At 69.4% G+C, this 18,555-nt stretch carries 11 protein-coding genes; 8 read left to right on the top strand and 3 right to left on the bottom strand.

Going from position 1 to position 18,555, the window contains the following annotated elements; genetic code table 11:
• Positions 1–97 precede the first annotated feature (97 nt).
• The 6 genes from ACO07Z_RS10495 to ACO07Z_RS10470 all read left to right on the top strand — a co-directional run bounded on the left by ACO07Z_RS10495 (position 98) and on the right by ACO07Z_RS10470 (position 12,940).
• Positions 98–3,292 (top strand): efflux RND transporter permease subunit, encoded by a 3,195-nt coding sequence (locus ACO07Z_RS10495; RefSeq protein ID WP_421698674.1) that lies wholly within the window; start codon positions 98–100, stop codon positions 3,290–3,292.
• Positions 3,293–3,587: 295 nt separating this feature from the next.
• A complete protein-coding gene (locus ACO07Z_RS10490; RefSeq protein WP_421698673.1) occupies positions 3,588–6,899 on the top strand; it encodes a DUF2126 domain-containing protein in 3,312 nt (1,103 codons plus the stop codon).
• Between the two features lie 144 nt (positions 6,900–7,043).
• Positions 7,044–9,557, top strand: coding sequence for a circularly permuted type 2 ATP-grasp protein (locus tag ACO07Z_RS10485; RefSeq protein WP_421698672.1), 2,514 nt, complete (start codon positions 7,044–7,046; stop codon positions 9,555–9,557).
• Complete coding sequence (locus tag ACO07Z_RS10480; protein WP_421698671.1) at positions 9,554–10,471, top strand: transglutaminase family protein; 918 nt, start codon at positions 9,554–9,556, stop codon at positions 10,469–10,471. Before ACO07Z_RS10485 ends, ACO07Z_RS10480 begins: the two co-directional genes overlap by 4 nt.
• Before the next feature lie 207 nt (positions 10,472–10,678).
• A complete protein-coding gene (locus ACO07Z_RS10475; RefSeq protein WP_421698670.1) occupies positions 10,679–11,479 on the top strand; it encodes a SapC family protein in 801 nt (266 codons plus the stop codon).
• Between the two features lie 114 nt (positions 11,480–11,593).
• Positions 11,594–12,940, top strand: a complete 1,347-nt coding sequence (locus ACO07Z_RS10470; RefSeq protein WP_421698669.1) for an AmpG family muropeptide MFS transporter — start codon at positions 11,594–11,596, stop codon at positions 12,938–12,940.
• A gap of 16 nt (positions 12,941–12,956) precedes the next feature.
• Here ACO07Z_RS10470 and recR read toward each other — a convergent pair whose 3' ends face one another.
• Positions 12,957–13,562 (bottom strand): recombination mediator RecR, encoded by a 606-nt coding sequence (gene recR / locus ACO07Z_RS10465; protein WP_421698668.1) that lies wholly within the window; start codon positions 13,560–13,562, stop codon positions 12,957–12,959.
• Between the two features lie 282 nt (positions 13,563–13,844).
• On the opposite strand from recR, the gene ACO07Z_RS10460 reads away from it, so the two are divergent.
• Positions 13,845–15,299 carry a sodium:proton antiporter gene (locus ACO07Z_RS10460; protein WP_421698667.1) on the top strand — a complete coding sequence of 485 codons (1,455 nt, stop codon included), beginning with the start codon at positions 13,845–13,847 and terminating at the stop codon, positions 15,297–15,299.
• 15 nt (positions 15,300–15,314) lie between these two features.
• On the opposite strand, the gene ACO07Z_RS10455 is transcribed toward ACO07Z_RS10460, so the two are convergent.
• The gene (locus ACO07Z_RS10455; protein ID WP_421698666.1) at positions 15,315–16,796 is read right to left on the bottom strand and encodes a phosphoenolpyruvate carboxykinase (ATP); all 1,482 of its coding nucleotides are present in this window, start codon (positions 16,794–16,796) and stop codon (positions 15,315–15,317) included.
• Positions 16,797–16,913: 117 nt separating this feature from the next.
• A complete protein-coding gene (locus ACO07Z_RS10450; protein ID WP_421698665.1) occupies positions 16,914–17,666 on the bottom strand; it encodes a HugZ family protein in 753 nt (250 codons plus the stop codon).
• A 187-nt stretch (positions 17,667–17,853) separates the two neighbouring features.
• On the opposite strand from ACO07Z_RS10450, the gene ACO07Z_RS10445 reads away from it, so the two are divergent.
• Positions 17,854–18,552, top strand: coding sequence for a response regulator transcription factor (locus tag ACO07Z_RS10445; protein WP_421698664.1), 699 nt, complete (start codon positions 17,854–17,856; stop codon positions 18,550–18,552).
• The last annotated feature ends 3 nt before the right edge of the window (positions 18,553–18,555 follow it).

Raw genomic sequence — 18,555 nt, 5'->3', positions numbered from 1 at the left:
CGGCCGCCCGCCAGCGGCCGGCCCATCCGCCACGCCGAACGACTGCCACCGGCCCCGCGACTTCCGCTCCGGCCCGCTTGAACCGAAGGCCCGTCACATGATCTCCCGCTTCTTCATCGAACGGCCGGTCCTTGCCAACGTTCTCGCGCTGGTCTTCGTGCTGATCGGCGCCGTGGCGCTCTATTCGCTGCCGGTGGCGCAATATCCCAACGTCGTGCCGCCGACCATCCAGGTGACGACGCTCTATCCCGGCGCCAGCGCGCGCACGCTGGTCGACACCGTCGCGCTGCCGATCGAGCAGCAGGTGAACGGCGTCGAGGACATGCTGTACATGCAGTCCACCAGCGCCAGCGACGGCACCTACACGCTGACCGTGACCTTCGCCATCGGCACCGATCCCAACATGGCGCAGGTGCTGGTGCAGAACCGCGTCGCCATCGCGCTTGCCTCGCTGCCGCAGGCGGTGCAGGTGCAGGGCGTGACCACGCAGATCAAGTCGACGGCGATCCTGCAATTCGTCACGCTCTATTCGCCCGACGGGCGCTATGACAGCCTGTTCCTGGCCAATTACGGCGTCATCAACCTGCAGAACGAGATCGCCCGCCTCGACGGCGTCGGCAATGTCGCGGTGTTCGGCGCCGGCCAGTATGCGATGCGCGTCTGGCTGAACCCGGACGAATTGCAGGCCCGCCAGCTCACCCCGCAGGACATCGTCAACGCCATCCAGCAGCAGAGCCAGGAAGTGGCGTCGGGCGTGGTCGGCATGCCGCCGGTGCCGAAGGGGCAGAACTTCCAGTTCTCGCTGCTGATGGACGGCCGGCTGAACGATGTCGCCGACTATGAGAACATCATCGTCAAGGTGTCGAACGCCGATGGCGGGCGCATCACGCGCCTGCGCGACGTGGCGCGGGTGGAGATCGGCGCGCAGACCTACAGCCAGGTCTTCACCTTCAACGACAAGCCGGCGGCGGCGCTCGGCATCTACCAGCTGCCCGAGGCCAACTCGCTGCAGGTGGCGACTGAGGTCCGGGCGAAGATGGACCAGCTCGCCAAGAACTTCCCGCCCGGCCTCGCCTATGCCGTGCCCTTCGACACCACCGTCTTCGTCAACGCCTCGGTGACGGAGGTCTACAAGACCCTGTTCGAGGCCGGCATCCTCGTGCTCATCGTCATCCTCGTCTTCCTGCAGGACTGGCGGGCGACGCTTGTGCCCGCCACCACCGTGCCGGTGACGATCATCGGCACCTTCGCCGCCATGGCGGCGATGGGCTTCACGGTGAACCTCTCCACCCTGTTCGCCATCGTGCTCGCCATCGGCATCGTCGTCGACGACGCCATCGTCATCGTCGAAGGCGTGGCGCGCCATATCGAACGCGGGCTGCCGGGCCGCGAGGCGGCGGAAAAGGCGATGGACGAGCTGCTCGGCCCGATCATCGGCATCACGCTGGTGCTGATGGCGGTGTTCCTGCCGGCGGCGTTCATGCCGGGCCTCACCGGCCAGATGTACAAGCAGTTCGCCCTCGTCATCGCCGCCACCGCCTTCATCTCGGCGATCAACGCGATGACGCTGAAGCCGACCCAGTGCGCGCTGTGGCTGCGCAAGCCGGTGCCGGAGGATCAGCGCAACTTCTTCTACCGCGGCTTCAACGCCGTCTATAACCGCGCCGAGCACTGGTATGCCGGCCTGATCCACCACATGGTCAAGGCGAGCGCGGTGGTGGTCACCGTCGGGCTGGTGCTGATCGGCCTCGCCATCTGGGGCATTACCCGGGTGCCCACCGGCTTCCTGCCGACCGAGGACCAGGGCTATGTGCTGATCGGCGCCCAGCTGCCGGACGCGGCCTCGCTGGAACGCACCAATGAGGTGATGGACCAGATTTCCAAGATCGCCAGCGCCACGCCCGGCGTGAAGGATGTCATCGCGATTTCCGGCGTCTCGGTGCTCGACAACAACGCCACCCTGCCCAATGGCGGCGTCGCCTATGTCATGCTCGACCCCTGGGACGAGCGCGACAAGGCCGGCCATGGGCTGCGCTTCATCTACGACACGCTGAACAAGGAACTGCAGCAGGTCGACAAGGCCTTCACCTTCGTGCTGGTGCCGCCGGCGATCCAGGGCGTCGGCAACGCCTCCGGCTTCACCATGATGGTGCAGCAGAAGGACGGCAGCTTCGACTTCGCCGAGTTGCAGGCGGTGACGCAGCAGGTGCTGGCCAACGCCTCCACCCAGTCGGCGCTGCAGCGCCTCTCCACCTCGTTCCGCGCCAACGTTCCGCAGCTGCTGCTCAAGATCAACCGCATCAAGGCGGAAACGCTGGGCGTCACGGTCGGCCAGGTGTTCTCGACCGTGCAGGGCTATGTCGGGTCGAGCTATGTCACCCAGTTCAACGAGTTCGGCCAGACCTTCCAGGCCTATATCCAGGCCGAGGCGGATTTCCGCCGCACGCCGGAGGAGATTCTCGGCCTGAAGATCCGCACGCCCGAAGGGGTGATGGTGCCGCTCGGCACGCTGGCGGAGGTGGAGCCGGCCTTCGGCCCGCCGCTGATCACCCTGTACAATCTCTACCCTGCCACCACCATCCAGGGTGGTCCGGCGCCCGGCTTCTCCTCGGGCCAGGCGTTGCAGATCATGGACCAGATCGCGGATTCGACTCTGCCGCCGGGCATGGGCTTCGACTGGACCGCCATGTCGTACCAGGAAGTGGTGGTCGGCAATGAGGTCTATTTCGTCTTCGGCCTCGCCATCCTGCTGGTCTATTTCGTGCTCGCCGGCCAGTATGAAAGCTGGGTGCTGCCCTTCGCGGTGCTGCTGGCCGTGCCGCTGGCGCTGCTCGGCACGGTCGGCGCCCTTACCGGGCTGGGCTTTGCCAATAATCTCTACACCCAGATCGGCCTCATCCTGCTGATCGCCCTATCGGCCAAGAACGCCATCCTGATCGTGGAATTCGCGCGCGAGAAACGGGCGGAGGGCATGGAGATCATCGAGGCGGCGACGGAGGCGGCGCGGCTGCGATTCCGGCCGATCCTGATGACCTCCTTCGCCTTCATCCTCGGCGTGCTGCCGCTGGTGCTTGCCACCGGCGCGGGCGCGGCTTCGCGCAAGTCGATCGGCATCGCGGTGTTCTCCGGCATGCTCGCCTCCACCTGCCTCGCCGTGCTGTTCGTGCCGTCCTTCTACACGGTGCTGCAGCGCTTCGAGGAATGGCGCGCGCGTGGCAAGACACCCGCAGGAACCACGCCCGCAGGAACCGCGCCTGCCGGGCCCGAGGGCGCGCCGCAATCGGCGGCGTGAGGACAGCGCCGTCGCCTCAACTATCGGCAGCCGGGTGACGCTTCGGTGGGCGCCCGGCTATTCCGCCGGACGCCCGGCGCCCGTTCTGACGCCTGCGATAGCGGCTGCGCGAGGCCGGCTCTTTTGATGCCCATGCCGGCGCCCAGCGTTGTGCCTTTTCGTTGCGGTTCATCGTGGTGCCCCGTCCTGCCGGCCATTGCCCTGCGGCACGATTCCTGCGTTGATCGTGGCCAATGCACCGCGCCCCGCCGTCCCGGGCGTGGGCGCCGTGTTCCCTGTTGGTCAGTGGGTGCCTATGACAATCTTCGCCAGCCTGCATCACGTCACGGCCTACCGCTATGACCGCCCGGTCACCCTCGGTCCGCAGATCATCCGGCTGCGCCCGGCGCCGCATTGCCGGACCCCGGTGAAGAGCTACGCGCTCAAGGTCACGCCCTCGAACCATTTCGTGAACTGGCAGCAGGACCCGTTCGGCAACTGGATGGCCCGCTTCGTCTTCCCGGAGAAGGTCACGGAGTTCCGGGTCGAGGTCGACCTCATCGCCGACATGACGGTGTACAACCCGTTCGACTTCTTCATCGAGGAATATGCGGAGACGCTGCCCTTCGCCTACCCGACGGCGCTGGCCAAGGAACTGATCCCCTATCTGGAGCGCGAGGAGGGCGGGGCGCTGCTCGACGCCTTTGTCGAGGAGGTGCGCCCTGACGACGGAGCGATGACCGTCGACTATCTCGTCGCCCTCAACCAGAAGGTCCAGGGCCGCGTCGGCTATCTCATCCGTATGGAACCGGGCGTGCAGACGCCGGACGAGACGCTGGCGCTCGCCTCCGGCTCCTGTCGCGATTCCGGCTGGCTGCTGGTGCAGGTGCTGCGCCGGCTCGGCCTCGCCGCGCGCTTCGTCTCCGGCTATCTCATCCAGCTCAAGCCCGACGTGAAGGCGCTGGACGGCCCCACCGGCACCGAGGTCGATTTCACCGACCTGCACGCCTGGTGCGAGGTGTATCTGCCCGGCGCCGGCTGGATCGGCCTCGACCCCACCTCCGGCCTGCTGTGCGGCGAGAGCCATCTGCCGCTGTGCGCCACGCCGAGCCCTTCTTCGGCCGCGCCGATCACCGGCGGCTTCTCCGCCGAGGAGGGCACCAAGACCGAGTTCGAGTTCGACATGCGGGTTACCCGCGTCGCCGAGAAGCCGCGCGTGACGCTGCCCTTCTCCGACGAGGCCTGGGCGGCGCTCGACGCGCTGGGCGACCGGGTGGATGCGGATCTGGCGGCGCAGGATGTGCGCCTGACCATGGGCGGCGAGCCGACCTTCATCTCCATCGACGATTATCAGGGCGCGGAGTGGAACACCTCCGCCGTCGGGCCAACCAAGCGCGCCCGGGCGGACGAGCTGATCCGCCGGCTGCGCACGCGCTTCGCCCCCGGCGGCATGCTGCATTACGGGCAGGGTAAGTGGTATCCCGGCGAGAGCCTGCCGCGCTGGACCTTCTCGCTCTATTGGCGCAAGGACGGCAAGCCGATCTGGCGCGACCCGGCGCTTGTCGCCGTCGAGACCCAGAAGGGGGCGACCATCGACGAGGCGCAGCGCTTCATTACCACGCTGGCCGACAGCCTCGGCGTCGGCGCCGCCTATGCCGAGCCGGCCTATGAGGACGCCGCCCACTGGCTGCTGAAGGAGGGCGACCTCCCGGAGAATGCCGACCCGTTCGACACCAAGCTGGAGGATGCCGAGGCGCGGGCGCGCTTCGCCCGGGTGTTCGAGCGCGGTCTGGGCAAGCCCAGCGGCTATGTGCTGCCGATCCAGCGCTGGCAGGCGCGCGGCGTGCGCGGCTGGGTCAGCGAGAAATGGCGCTTCCGCCGGGGGCGGCTGCTGCTGGTGCCGGGCGATTCCCCGCTCGGCTTCCGCCTGCCGCTGGCGAGCCTGCCCTGGGTGCCGCCGGCCGCCTACCCCTATGTGAACCCCGCCGACCCGATGGCGATCTCCGGCGACCTGCCGGATGCGGAAACCCTGCACCAGCTCTACCGCCGCTCGGCGCGCGAGGAGCCGTTGCAGGACCAAGTTGACCAGGTGCTCACCGGCACCGGTGCGGTGCGCACCGCGCTCTCCATCGAGCCGCGCGATGGACGCCTCTGCGTGTTCATGCCGCCGACCGAGCGGCTGGAGGATTATCTCGAACTGCTCGCCGCCATCGAGGTGACGGCGGAGGAACTCGGCCTGCCCGTGCATGTCGAGGGCTACACGCCGCCGGTCGATCCGCGGCTCAACGTCATCCGCGTGGCGCCCGATCCCGGCGTCATCGAGGTGAATGTCCACCCGGCCGCCAATTGGCAGACCTGCGTCGAGATTACCCGCGATCTCTATGAGGAGGCGCGGCTCACCCGCCTCGGCACCGAGAAATTCATGGTCGACGGGCGCCACACCGGCACGGGCGGCGGCAACCATGTGGTGGTGGGCGGCGCCACGCCGGCGGACAGCCCGTTCCTGCGCCGGCCGGACCTGCTGAAAAGCCTCGTGACCTATTGGCAGCGCCATCCCGCGCTGTCCTATCTGTTCTCCGGCCTGTTCATCGGCCCGACCAGCCAGGCCCCGCGCGTCGACGAGGCGCGCCATGACAGCCTGTATGAGCTGGAAATCGCCATGGCGCAGGTGCCCGCGCCGGGAAGGGGCCTCGTGCCGCCGCCCTGGCTGGTGGACCGGCTGTTCCGCAATCTGCTCACCGACGTCACCGGCAACACCCACCGTTCCGAGATCTGTATCGACAAGCTGTTCTCGCCGGACGGGCCGACGGGGCGGCTCGGCCTCGTCGAGTTCCGCTCGTTTGAGATGCCGCCGGACTGGCGCATGTCGCTCGCCCAGCAATTGCTGCTGCGCGCGCTCATCGCCTGGTTCTGGCGCACGCCGCAGGAAGGCCCGCTGGTGCGCTGGGGCACGGCGCTGGCCGACCGCTTCATGCTGCCGCATTTCGTCTGGGCCGATTTCCAGGACGTGCTGGCCGATCTCGCCCGCGCCGGCTACCGCGTCGATCCGCTGTGGTTCGAGGCGCAGCGCGAATTCCGCTTCCCCTATTTCGGGCAGGTGGAACATGGCGGGGTGACGCTGGAACTGCGGCAGGCGCTGGAGCCGTGGCATGTGATGGGCGAGGAAGGCGCGGTCGGCGGCACGGTGCGTTTCGTCGATTCCTCGGTGGAGCGGCTGCAGGTGCGGGTGGAAGGGCTCAACCCGGCCCGCCATGTCGTCGCCTGCAATGGCCGGCGCCTGCCGCTGATGCCGACGGGCCGCTTCGGCGAATATGTCGCCGGGGTGCGCTTCAAGGCGTGGCAGCCGGCCTCCGGCCTGCACCCGACCATTCCCGTGCAGGCGCCGCTCACCTTCGACATCGTCGATCTGTGGTCGAACCGCTCGCTGGGCGGCTGCGTCTACCATGTCGCCCATCCCGGCGGGCGCAACTACGAGACCTTCCCGGTCAATTCCTATGAGGCGCAGGCCCGCCGGCTGGCGCGCTTCCAGGATCATGGGCACACGCCGGGCTATCTCTTCGTCCCGGCGGAGGAGCCATCCACCGAATTCCCGGCGACGCTGGATCTGCGCCGCCCGGCGCGGATCTGACGGCGCGCCATGACGGTTGGGACGGATTCCTTATCCCCACGCTGCCGCGCCGGCGGGCGCGGCGGGGGGCATTCGGCGGGGAAGGGGCGTGCGGCGGCGGCGCGGGGATGGTATGCCCATCCTTTGCCGGGCTGAGAGGGAGCCATGCCCAGTCGCACGGAGCCGCAGGCGCGCACGCGCCGCTTCGAGGAAGCGGCCGTTGAGGCGCTGCTGGCGCAGTACAAGCCGCTGCCCGGCGTCCACGATGAACTCGTGGACGGCGAGGGGCGCCCGCGCGCGCACTGGACGTCGCTTCTGGCCGCCCTCGCCGAAATGGGCGTGGAGGAGGTCAATCGCCGCTTCCGCGCCGCCGATCGGCATCTCTACCGCTCGGGCGTGTTCTACCGCGTCTATGACGACCCCAATGGCGGCGAGCGGCCCTGGCCGATCTCGCATCTGCCGCTCGTCATCGACGCGGCGGAATGGCGGGCGCTGGAGCGCGGGCTGATCCAGCGCGCGCAGATGCTGGAAGGGTTGCTCTCCGACCTCTATGGCGAGGGCCAGCTGGTGCGGGCGGGCGCGCTGCCGGCGGCTGTCGTGGCCGGCAATCCCGATTTCCTGCGCCCCATGGTCGGGGTGGACCCGCATGGCGGCAGCTTCCTCAAGATTTACGCCGCCGATCTCGGCCGGGGGCCGGACGGGCGCTGGTGGGTGCTCTCCGACCGCACCCAGTCGCCCTCCGGTGCCGGCTATGCGCTGGAGAACCGCATTGCCATCGCCCGCGCCCTGCCGGACCTCGCCCGCTCGCTCAACGTCATGCGGCTGGCCGGCTATTTCCAGGGGCTGCGGGCCGGGCTGACCAAGCTGGACCGTTCCGGCGAGGGGCGGGTGGGGCTGCTCACCCCCGGTCCGCTGAATGAGACCTATTTCGAGCACGCCTATCTCGCCCGCTATCTCGGCTTCGTGCTGCTGGAGGGCGACGACCTCACCGTGCGCGACAATGTGGTCTATGTCCGCACCGTGGCCGGGCTGAAGCGGGTGGACGTGCTGCTGCGCCGCCTCGACGCCGACTACGCCGACCCGCTGGAACTCAACCCGTCCTCGCATCTTGGCGTGCCCGGGCTGATGCAGGCGATCCGCGCCGGCGGCGTGGCGGTGGCGAACGCGCTCGGCGCCGGCGTGGTCGAGGCGCCGGCGATGATGGGCTTCCTGCCGCGTCTCGGCCAGCAGGTGCTGGGCGAGGCGCCGATCCTGCCCAATGTCGCGACCTGGTGGTGCGGCCAGCCGGCCGAGCGCGAAAGGGTGCTCGACAGCCTCGACGATCTCGTCATCTCGCCCGCCTTCCGCCGGCCGGTGCCGGGGGCGCTGGAGAACGGGCCGGTGATCGGCGCCGATCTCGATCCCGCCCAGCGCGCGGCGGTGGAACGCGCCATCCGCACCCGCGGCGTCGACATTGTCGGGCAGGAGGCGGTGCGCCTTTCCACCATGCCGGTGTGGAGCAACGGAAGGCTGGAGCCGCGCCCCTTCATCCTGCGCATCTTCGTCGCCGCCACCGAGAACGGCTGGACCGTGATGCCCGGCGGCTTCTGCCGCGTCTCCGACACGCTCGATTCCCGCGCCGTCTCGATGCAGGGCGGTGGCCGTTCGGCCGATGTGTGGGTGCTGGACGCCGCGCCGGTGGAGCAGACGAGCCTGCTGCCGGCGCCCGACACGGTGGAGGTGAAGCGCCAGACCGGGCCGCTGCCGAGCCGTGCGGCGGATAACTTCTTCTGGCTCGGGCGCTATGTCGAGCGCGCGGAATGCACGCTGCGCCTGCTGCGCACGCTGGCCGGGCGGCTCTCCTCCACCGCCGATGGCGGCGGCGGCTCGGTGCCGGCGCTGCTCGACCTGCTGCAATCCTGGGGCGCGGTGCCGGACGAGCTGACGCGCGCCCGCCCGATCCGCCATGTTCTGGCGGCGCTGGCCGGGCGCGAGCGGCCGGGCGCCCTTCCCAATCTCATCGACAGCGCCCGCCACACCGCCTCGGTGATCCGCGACCGGCTCTCCCCGGATGCCTGGCGCACCCTGGCCGATCTCGGCCTGACCCTGGACGAGCCGGTGCCGCCGGGCAGCGCCGAGCCGGACGCCTATGAGCGCGCCGACCGGGCGCTGCGCGCGCTCGCCGCCTTTTCCGGCCTCGCCTCGGAGAACATGAACCGGCTCGCCGGCTGGCGCTTCCTCGATCTCGGCCGCCGCATCGAACGCGGCATCGCCGTGTGCCGCTTCGCCCGCGCGCTGGTGGGCGAGACGCCGAGCGCCAGCACGCTCGACGTGCTGCTGGAGCTGTGCGACAGCCAGATCACCTATCGCTCGCGCTATGTGATGGTGGAAAGTCGCGCGCCGGTGCTCGACCTCGTGCTGCTGGACCCGGTGAATCCGCGCTCGCTCGCCTTCCAGATCGCCGCCATCAGCGACCATCTCGACGTGCTGCCCGGCCATGCCGGCGACGCGCTGCCCCCGCCGGAGGAGCGCCTCGTCGCCCGGCTGTCCGCGAGCATGAAGGCGTTCGACGCGGTCGAGTTCGACGATGCGCGGCTCGCCAAGGTCGAGGCCCAGCTGATGGAGCTCTCCAACGACGTGGCGGAGCGCTATTTCATCCACCGCCAGCCGGTGGAAACGCCATGGGACCTCCAGGCATGAAATACGACATCCACCAGGCCACCACCTATTCTTATGCCTCCTCCGTGCCGGTGGCGCGCCATGTGGTGCGGATGGTGCCGGTGGAGCGGCCGAACCAGCGCGTCGTCGCCAGTCATTTCGCCGTCGAGCCCGAGCCGGTGGAATGGACCGAGACCCGCGATTTCTTCGGCAACAAGGTGGTGCATATCCGCATCGAGACGCCGCATCGCAGCTTCGTCGTCAAGACACGGGCGCGGGTGGAGGTGGACGCGCCGCCCGACATCGCCCCGGATTCCGGCCCTTCCTGGGAAGAGACGCGCGCGGCGGCGAATGCGAGCCTCGATCTCTCCGGCCGCTCGCCGGCGCATTTCCTGTTTCCCAGCCCCGCCGTGCCGCTGAGCCCGGCGATCACCGAATGGGTGGCCGCGAGCTTCCCGCCGGACCGGCCGATGCTCGCCGCCTGCATCGAGGTGATGAACCGCATCCATGCGGAGTTCACCTATGACCCGCGCGCCACCGATGTCTCGACCCCGCCGTTGGAGGCGTTCGAGCTGCGGGCCGGGGTGTGCCAGGACTTCGCCCATATCATGATCGCCGGCCTGCGCGGGCTCGGCCTGCCGGCGGCCTATGTCTCCGGCTTCTTGCGCACCGAGCCGCCCCCCGGCAAGGAGCGCCTGCAGGGCGCCGACGCCACCCATGCCTGGGTGGCGGTGTGGTGCGGGGACGCGATCGGCTGGCAGGGGCTCGACCCGACCAACGCGCTCACCGTCGCCACCGATCACGTCGTGCTGGCGGTGGGGCGCGACTACACCGATGTCGCCCCCATTGGCGGCGTGGTGTTCGGCTCGGGGCGGCAGAAGCTCAAGGTCGAGGTGGACGTGATCCCCATGCCGGAGGAGCCGCCGCGCAAGGGCCCGGCCGCACCGCCAGCCTGACACGGTGCTGGCGCGGTGCGCGCGGTCGTGCGGAGGCAATTCCGGAGGCCGGCGCGGAGGTAAGAATGGTTGTCGCGCCCCGGCCGATCGGCTAATTCCGGCGGGTCGACACGGACCCTCTCGCCGAAGGCTGCGGGGTGTCTGGCGCCGCCGGACGCACCCGTCTGACAGGGCCGTCCCTCGCTCCGCTTCGCGAAAGGTCTTGCCATGACGAAAACGCCCGCAAAAGCGCCCAAGGCCCGCAAGACCAGCGCCGCCGCTGCGGCCGCGCTGCCGCTGTTCTACCGCAAGCCGGCGCTGCTGCGCTTCCAGAACCATGGACGGCTCAGCCTTCGGCGCGCGGTGGATTTCCGCTTCGCGGCCGGCGCGACGTCGCTGCCGCTGGTGACCGGCGAGTTCGCGGCGGCCGGGCGCGACTATCCCATCGTCTTCGCCAGCGACGAGGGCGCGATGCCGCTGGCGGTGACGGGCGTTGCCGCCGAGCAGAACCTGTTCGTCGAGGCGGACGGGCGCTGGCGCGCCGGCAGCTACATTCCCGGCTATGTCCGACGCTACCCCTTCATTGGCATCACCGCCGAGAATGATGGGTCCATCATGCTCGGCGTCGACCTCGCCAGCGACCGGCTGGCGGACGAGGGCGAGAAGGAGGCCGACATGCTGTTCGACCTCAGGGGCGCGGCCACCCGGGCCGCCCAGTCGGCGATGGCGCTGTGCGAGGCCTATGCCACCGAACACGCCCGCACCCTGGCCTTCGTCCAGGCGCTGAAGGACAAGCGCCTGCTGGTGCCGCGCAGCGCGCAGGTCAATTATGCCGATGCCGGCCGCGCCGTGGTGCAGGGCTTTCAGCTGGTCGACGAAGCGGCGTTCCGGGCGCTCCCCGCCGCCGCGGTGGTCGAGTTTCACGCCAAGGGCTGGCTCGATCTCATCGTGCTGCACCTCGCTTCGCAGCAGCGCTGGCGCGAACTGGTGGATATGTCCGCTCGCGTCCGCGCCGACGTCGCACACTGAGGCGGGCGCCCGCGGGGCGCCTTGGCGATTCAATCCGTTGCCAAAGCGCTTTAGAGATAGGCGGGACGCAGCCCGAATCGCGCGCCGGCGCGCCCGCCATCGAGACCGCTGACCATGACCGACACCGCCCGCACCGAACCCGCCCGCGACGAGGACGGCTTTCTCGCCAGTCTCGCGGTCTATCTGCGCCGGCGCGTGCTCATCGTGGTGCTTCTGGGCTTTTCCTCCGGCCTGCCGCTGGCGCTTTCCGGCGCCACGCTGACCATCTGGATGGCTGAGGCGCAGGTGAACCTCACCACGATCGGCCTCTTCGCGCTGGTCGGGGTGCCCTATAATTTCAAGTTCATCTGGGCGCCGCTGGTCGATGCGCTGGATGTGCCGCTGCTCGGGCGCTGGCTGGGGCGGCGGCGCGGCTGGCTGGTGTTCACCCAGCTTCTGCTGATCCTCGCCGTCGCCTGGCTCGGGTTTCAGGACCCGGTGAACGCACCCTGGCATGTGGCGCTCGGCGCGCTTCTGGTCGCCACCGCCTCGGCGACGCAGGACATCGTCGTCGATGCCTTCCGCGTCGAAAGCCTGGAGGTGCGCGAACAGGCCGCCGGCATGGCCGGCTATGTCGCCGCCTACCGCGTCGGCATGCTGGCCTCCGGCGCCGGCGTGGTGCTGCTGGTGGCGTGGTTCGAGGTGCTGGGCGTGCCGCGCGCCGATGTGTGGGCGTGGGGCTATCTCGCCGCCGCCGCCATGGTCGGCGTCGGCCTGCTGGCGGCGCTGCTGGCGAAGGAGCCGGCCGGGGCGCCAGCGATCCGGCATGACGAAAACGTCTTCCGCCGGATCGGCGCGACGGCGGTGGGCGCCTTCGCCGAATTCCTTACCCGCAACAGCGCCGTCGCCATCCTGCTGTTCGTGGTGCTGTTCAAGTTCTGCGATGCCTTTGCCGGGGCGCTGACCGGGGCGTTCGTCATCAATATCGGCTTTGACAAGGCGACCTATGCCGGGGTGGTAAAGGGCGTGGGCTTCGCGGCGGCGCTGCTCGGCGGCTTCGCCGGCGGGGTTATCGCCCGCGCTTTGCCGCTTGCCACCGCGCTGTGGGTGGCGGGCCTGCTGCAGATGCTCTCCAACCTCGCCTTTTCCTGGCAGGCCTGGGTGGGGGTGAATGTGCCGGCGCTGACCGCGACCATCGTGGTCGAGAACTTCACCGGCGCCATCGGCACGGTGATCTTCGTCGCCTATATCTCGGCGCTGTGTGGCAACCGCGCCCATACCGCGACCCAATACGCGCTGCTGACCGCGCTGGCGGCGGTGGGGCGGACCTTCCTCGCCTCCTCCGCCGGCTTCGTCGCCGAGGCGACGGGGTGGATGGTGTTCTTCGCCATCACCGCGCTCGCTGCCCTGCCGGGGCTGGCGCTGCTCGCTTATCTGCAGGCGCGCGGCCATTTCCGCGAACTGGCGGCGGCGAGGGGCTGAGGGCGCGGCGCCGGCGTCAGGAACTCGTGCGCGCCCGGATCGCCGCCGAGAGCGTGCCCTCGTCGAGATAATCGAGCTCACCGCCCACCGGCACGCCATGGGCGAGGCGGGTGACCTTCACCGGCGTCTCGCGCAGAAGCTCGGTGATGTAATGGGCGGTGGTCTGGCCGTCGACCGTGGCGCCGAGCGCCAGCAGCACCTCGCTCACCGCGCCGCCCTGCACCCGCGCGAGCAGCGCGGCAAGGTTGAGCTCCTCCGGGCCGATGCCGTCGAGCGGGGAGAGCGTGCCGCCGAGCACATGGTAGCGGGCGTTCAGCGCCGCGGCGCGTTCCAGCGCCCACAGGTCGGCGACATCGGCGACCACCACCAGCAGCGTCGGGTCGCGGGTGTCGTCGCAGCAGATCGAGCAGGGATCGCGCACATCGATGTTGCCGCAGACGCGGCAGGTGCAGATCTTGCCCAGCACCTCGCCAAAGGCGCTGGCGAGCGGGCTCATCAGCTGTTCGCGCTTCTTGATCAGGTGCAGCGCCGCGCGGCGGGCGGAACGCGGCCCGAGGCCCGGCACGCGGGCGAGCAGCTGGATCAGGCGTTCGATCTCGGGGCCGGCGACGGCGCGGGGCATGGCATCCTCATCGCCGGTCGGGGGGCCGCCGGCCGGCTTCGTCTAGAGCCCGCAAGGGCACTAGCCTATTGTCTGAACGCATTTTCTTCACGCGAACCGGAAACCACTTCGCTCGAAAATGCTCTAGCGCAGGCGGGCGCGGGCCGCAAAGGGGCGGCTGGGGTGCGGGGCGGGTGCCGTTGTCGGCGCCCGTTATATAGGTAGGTCCTCCGGTTTTGCTCGACACCCGGCGAGGGGGTTGCTAACCCCGACCCCAGCGACGCCAGCCGACCGGGGAAGAAGATGACGACGACGAAAGCCGCCGCCCGCGCCCTTTCATGCCTTGCCGCGGCTGGCGTTCCCGCCTTGCTGCTGGCGATGGGTGGCCCGGCCCAGGCGGCCGAGGGCATGGGCATTGACGGGGCGAGCCTGCCGCTGCTCTGGGGACTGCCCTTTGTCGGCATGCTGCTTTCCATCGCCATCATCCCGCTGGTCGCGGGCGCATTCTGGCACCATCATTACGGCAAGGTGGCGCTGTTCTGGGCGCTGGCCTTTCTGGTGCCCTTCGTCGCCACCCATGGCGCCGGGCTCGCCACCTATGAGGTGGCGCATGCGGCGCTGCTGGAATACATCCCCTTCATCATCCTGCTGTTCGCGCTGTTCACCATTTCCGGCGGCATTCTGCTCACCGGCAACCTGCACGGCAGCCCGGGGGTGAACACGGCGCTGCTCGCCATCGGAACGGTGCTGGCGAGCCTGATCGGCACCACCGGCGCCTCCATGGTGCTGATCCGCCCACTGCTGCGCGCCAATGACGACCGCCGCTACAACGTCCACACTGTGGTGTTCTTCATCTTCCTCGTCTCGAACATCGGCGGCTCGCTCACGCCGCTCGGCGATCCGCCGCTGTTCCTGGGCTTCCTCAAGGGTGTCGATTTCTTCTGGACCACCCAGCACCTGTTCCACGACACCGCGCTGGTGGCGGCGCTGCTGCTCGGGGCGTTCTATCTGCTCGACCGCCATTTCTACGCCCGCGAAGAGAATCTGCCGCAAAAGCCCGATCCCACGCCGGACACGGAGCGGCTCGGCCTGCGCGGCCTGCGCAACCTGCCGCTGCTCGCCGGCGTCATCGCCGCCATCCTGATGAGCGCGCTGTGGAAGCCGGGCATCGAGTTCAACATTCTCGGCACCCATGTGCCGCTGCCCTCCATCGCCCGCGATCTGAGCCTTCTGGTGCTGGCGGGGATTTCCATCGCCATCACCCCGGCCTTCATCCGCGAGCGCAACGGCTTCGACTGGGAACCGATCCGCGAAGTGGCGAAGCTGTTTGCCGCGATTTTCCTCACCATCATCCCGGTCATCGCCATCCTCAAGGCCGGTGCGAATGGCGCGCTTTCCCCGCTGGTGGCCCTGGTGACGGATGCGGCCGGCGGACCGGTGAATGCCGGCTATTTCTGGATGACCGGCCTGCTCTCCGGCTTCCTCGACAATGCGCCGACCTATCTCGTCTTCTTCAACCTCGCCGGCGGCGACGCGCAGGAGCTGATGACCCGCCTGCCGGTGACGCTGGAGGCGATCTCGGCCGGCGCCGTGTTCATGGGGGCGCTGACCTATATCGGCAACGCCCCCAATTTCATGGTGCTGGCCATCGCCAAGGGGCGCGGCGTCGCCATGCCGAGCTTCTTTGGCTACATGGCGTGGTCGGGCGTGTTCCTGCTGCCCTGCTTCGCGTTGCTCACCTGGCTGTATTTCCTCTGACGCCGGGCGGCGGCGCTACTCCGCCGCCACCGCCATCCCCGGCGTCGCGTCGGTGCCAGAAGCGGTGTCGCCTTCGGCAAGCGGGGCGGCGAGGCGCTGCGTCCAGCGGCGGGCGGCGGCGAGATAATCGCCACGGTTCGCCCACCCCTTGCGGGAATCGAGCAGGGCCGGGTCGATGCCCTCCACAGCGGCCGGCACGTCGAGGCCGAGTTCCGGGTCGGTGCGCCACTCGCCCGACGCCAGCTCACCCGTCTGCGCCGCAGCGACGAGCCGCCGGCTGACCTCCAGCGGCACGCGGCGCTCGCCGCCATCGCCGATCCGGCCCGTATTCACCAGCCAGCAGACAGGCGCGTGGCGCTCCAGCTGTGCGTGCAGTCGGGCAATGTGTGGCGCGGTGACGCCGGTGGCCTCACGGAAGGCACCAAGCGTCTGTGCCGGGCTTAGCCGGGCGAGGGCGGGCAGGACACCCTCTTCATCCTGCACCAGCATGAACAGATGCGCCGGCGTGCCGAGCGTTTGCACGTGTGTGGTGGCGGGGTGGATGATCCGGGCGTCGGCGCCGGCCGCGTCAATACCGGGCACCCGCGTCGCCGGGTCGAGCGGCACATTCTCCAGGACGGTGCCGAAGCGGGCCGCGTCGGGCGCCTGGGCAAGGTCCGCCGGCCGCGAATAGCTGCCGGCTTCCAGGGCGATGAGCCCGCCATCGCCCCAGCCGAGCGCGCCGTCGAGGCGCCGCGTCGCGCCGTCCTCCTCTGCCGCGCCCTGCGCCAGCGCGCTCTTGCCGGCACCGGAGGCGCCGATCAGCAGGGAGATCGCGCCGTCCGCCCCGGTGCGGACCGCGCCTTCGAGCGGCAGCACACCCGCCGCCAAAAGCGGTTCGGCGAGGAGATGGGCGAGCGCCGCCCGCAGCGTCTCGCTGCGGCCGGTGCCGGCGATGAGCGCGAGGCCGTTGGCGAGGTCCAGCGCCAGTACGCCCTCGGCGGCGACGCCATGGGTCTCGGGCGTGGGGCGGAAGCCCGGCGCACACAGCACGGTGAGGCGCGGCGCGTCCGCGTCCGCCGCCGTCTGGCGCGGGCGCAGGAGATGGCGGGCGACCAGCGCGTGCCAGGCCTGATCCGACAGAATCCGCACGGCGACGCCGCCGGCGGGGCCAGCCTCCACGCCGACATCCTGACCGAACAGGGTGCGGCGGGCGACATAGGCGAGCAGGTCGGCCTTCAGCGCCTCGAACTGCGCGCGGGTGAGCGTCGCATCGTCCGTCGCGCCGGCAGGCTCTCCGCCCTCCGCCGCATCATTGACCCGGGCAATCGCGAGCGGCTGCCCGGCCGGGCCGGTGGTGACGACCAGCGCGCCGGTATGCGACAGCCGCACCTCGCCGCGCGCCACGGCCCGCTCGCACAGATAGGCGCTGCCCAGATTCCAGAACACCCGTCCGGTGCCGGCGGGATCGAGCCCCTCAAGGCCGGATTGGTCGCTCTGCGTGCCGGTTTGCTTCACGGTCGGCTCCTCCTACGCATGACAGGAGGCGGGACCATGGGAGCCCAAAGGGGCGTTTTGCGCGAAATTCCGGGTCGATTATGTGGCCAAACCGGGGATTATGCGCCTTTCAAGGTGTCACTGCACCGCCGAGGCGCGTGCGGCATTGGCACGCTCGACCAGCGCGGCGCGCATTTCCTGCGCATTGGTCACGCGCTGACCGAAGTCGAGCCGGCGTACCTGGGTGCCGTCCATCAGGTCGCAGCCCTCGGGGTCGAGCCCGACCAGCTTCCAGTGCCCGGGGCCGGTGCCGATGAGGTGAAGCGCATAGAGCTGGATGGCGTCGGCATGGTCGGCATTCATATGCGCCGCCGCGCCTTCCTCCGCTGCCAGCACGCCGGCGGCGTCGTCGATGCGGGTGGCGAGCGCCGTCCCGTCCACATCTTTGATGCGGCCGAAGCCGGCGACGAGATGGGCGCTCTCCACCTCCAGGCGGTAGAAGGCGAAGTCGCTGAAGCCGGCAAAGCCCGCCGCGTCCGGATGGCGGGCGAGATAGCGCCGGCGCGCGGTTGCGATGGCCTCTGGCTCGGTCAGCGCGGCGATGCGCCCCTTCAGCCCGGCGCGGGCGCCCTGCAGCTCGTCGCCGGTGCGGTGTTCGTCGACCAGCAGCGAGACGCGGGCATCGCGCTGCAGATTCACCGTATGGCGGGCGAGCTGGGAAAGCAGCAGCAGCGGCGCGCCGTCCGGCAGGGTGGCGAGTTGCACCAGCGAGGCATAGGGCGCGCCATCGGCATCGAGCGTGGCGAGCGCCCCGGTCTGGCTCTCGCGGACGAGCCGCTTGACGGCGCGGGCCGCGTCGAAGGTGTCGGGCGTGGTCGGGGTCGCTGGCATGGCAAAGCTCCGCCTGTCGGGTCTCAAGAGGTGTGCGCGGCGGCGCCCGCCGTCAACCCGGCGGTGTGGATTGGCGGGCGGGCACGAAACGCGCTAATTTCCGTTGAATCAGTTTGCGTGTCACATTGTGGCCACGCCGGCGGGGTTCACCGCTTCGTGTACCGCCGCCGAACAGGAAAGTGCGCAGATGCCGACCATCGCTCTCGTCGACGACGATCGCAACATTCTTACCTCCGTATCCATCGCCCTGGAGTCGGAGGGCTATCGTATCCAGACGTACACCGACGGCGCCACCGCCCTTGACGGCTTCAAGACCAACCCGCCCGACCTCGCCATCTTCGATATCAAGATGCCGCGCATGGACGGCATGGAGCTGCTGCGCCGCCTGCGCCAGAAGAGCGACATGCCGGTGATCTTCCTCACCTCCAAGGATGACGAGATCGACGAATTGTTCGGTCTGAAGATGGGCGCCGACGACTTCATCAAGAAGCCGTTCTCCCAGCGCCTGCTGGTAGAGCGGGTGAAGGCGGTGCTGCGCCGCTTCGCGCCCAAGGACGGCGCCCTGCCGCGCGAGACCGACAGCGCCAAGGTGCTGGAGCGCGGACTGCTGCGCATGGACCCCGAGCGCCACACCTGCACCTGGAAGGGCGAGAACGTCACCCTCACCGTTACCGAGTTTCTCATCCTGCAGGCGCTGGCCACCCGCCCCGGCGTGGTGAAGAGCCGCAACGCGCTGATGGATGCGGCCTATGACGATCAGGTCTATGTCGACGACCGCACCATCGACAGCCACATCAAGCGGCTGCGCAAGAAGTTCAAGGTGGCGGACGACAATTTCGAGATGATCGAGACGCTGTACGGCGTCGGCTATCGCTTCAAGGAGTAGCGA

This window comes from Ancylobacter sp. (assembly GCF_965229075.1).
Taxonomy (GTDB): domain Bacteria; phylum Pseudomonadota; class Alphaproteobacteria; order Rhizobiales; family Xanthobacteraceae; genus Ancylobacter.
Note: the sequence above shows the minus strand (reverse complement) of the source record. Positions and strands in the feature narration are given on the sequence as shown.

Coding starts and splice junctions, on each gene's coding strand:
- ACO07Z_RS10490 (WP_421698673.1), top strand. CDS start 3,588: ATGACAATCTTCGCCAGCCTGCATCACGTCACGGCCTACCGCTATGAC.
- ACO07Z_RS10445 (WP_421698664.1), top strand. CDS start 17,854: ATGCCGACCATCGCTCTCGTCGACGACGATCGCAACATTCTTACCTCC.
- ACO07Z_RS10450 (WP_421698665.1), bottom strand. CDS start 17,666: ATGCCAGCGACCCCGACCACGCCCGACACCTTCGACGCGGCCCGCGCC.
- ACO07Z_RS10485 (WP_421698672.1), top strand. CDS start 7,044: ATGCCCAGTCGCACGGAGCCGCAGGCGCGCACGCGCCGCTTCGAGGAA.
- ACO07Z_RS10475 (WP_421698670.1), top strand. CDS start 10,679: ATGACGAAAACGCCCGCAAAAGCGCCCAAGGCCCGCAAGACCAGCGCC.
- ACO07Z_RS10495 (WP_421698674.1), top strand. CDS start 98: ATGATCTCCCGCTTCTTCATCGAACGGCCGGTCCTTGCCAACGTTCTC.
- ACO07Z_RS10470 (WP_421698669.1), top strand. CDS start 11,594: ATGACCGACACCGCCCGCACCGAACCCGCCCGCGACGAGGACGGCTTT.
- ACO07Z_RS10480 (WP_421698671.1), top strand. CDS start 9,554: ATGAAATACGACATCCACCAGGCCACCACCTATTCTTATGCCTCCTCC.
- ACO07Z_RS10460 (WP_421698667.1), top strand. CDS start 13,845: ATGACGACGACGAAAGCCGCCGCCCGCGCCCTTTCATGCCTTGCCGCG.
- recR (WP_421698668.1), bottom strand. CDS start 13,562: ATGCCCCGCGCCGTCGCCGGCCCCGAGATCGAACGCCTGATCCAGCTG.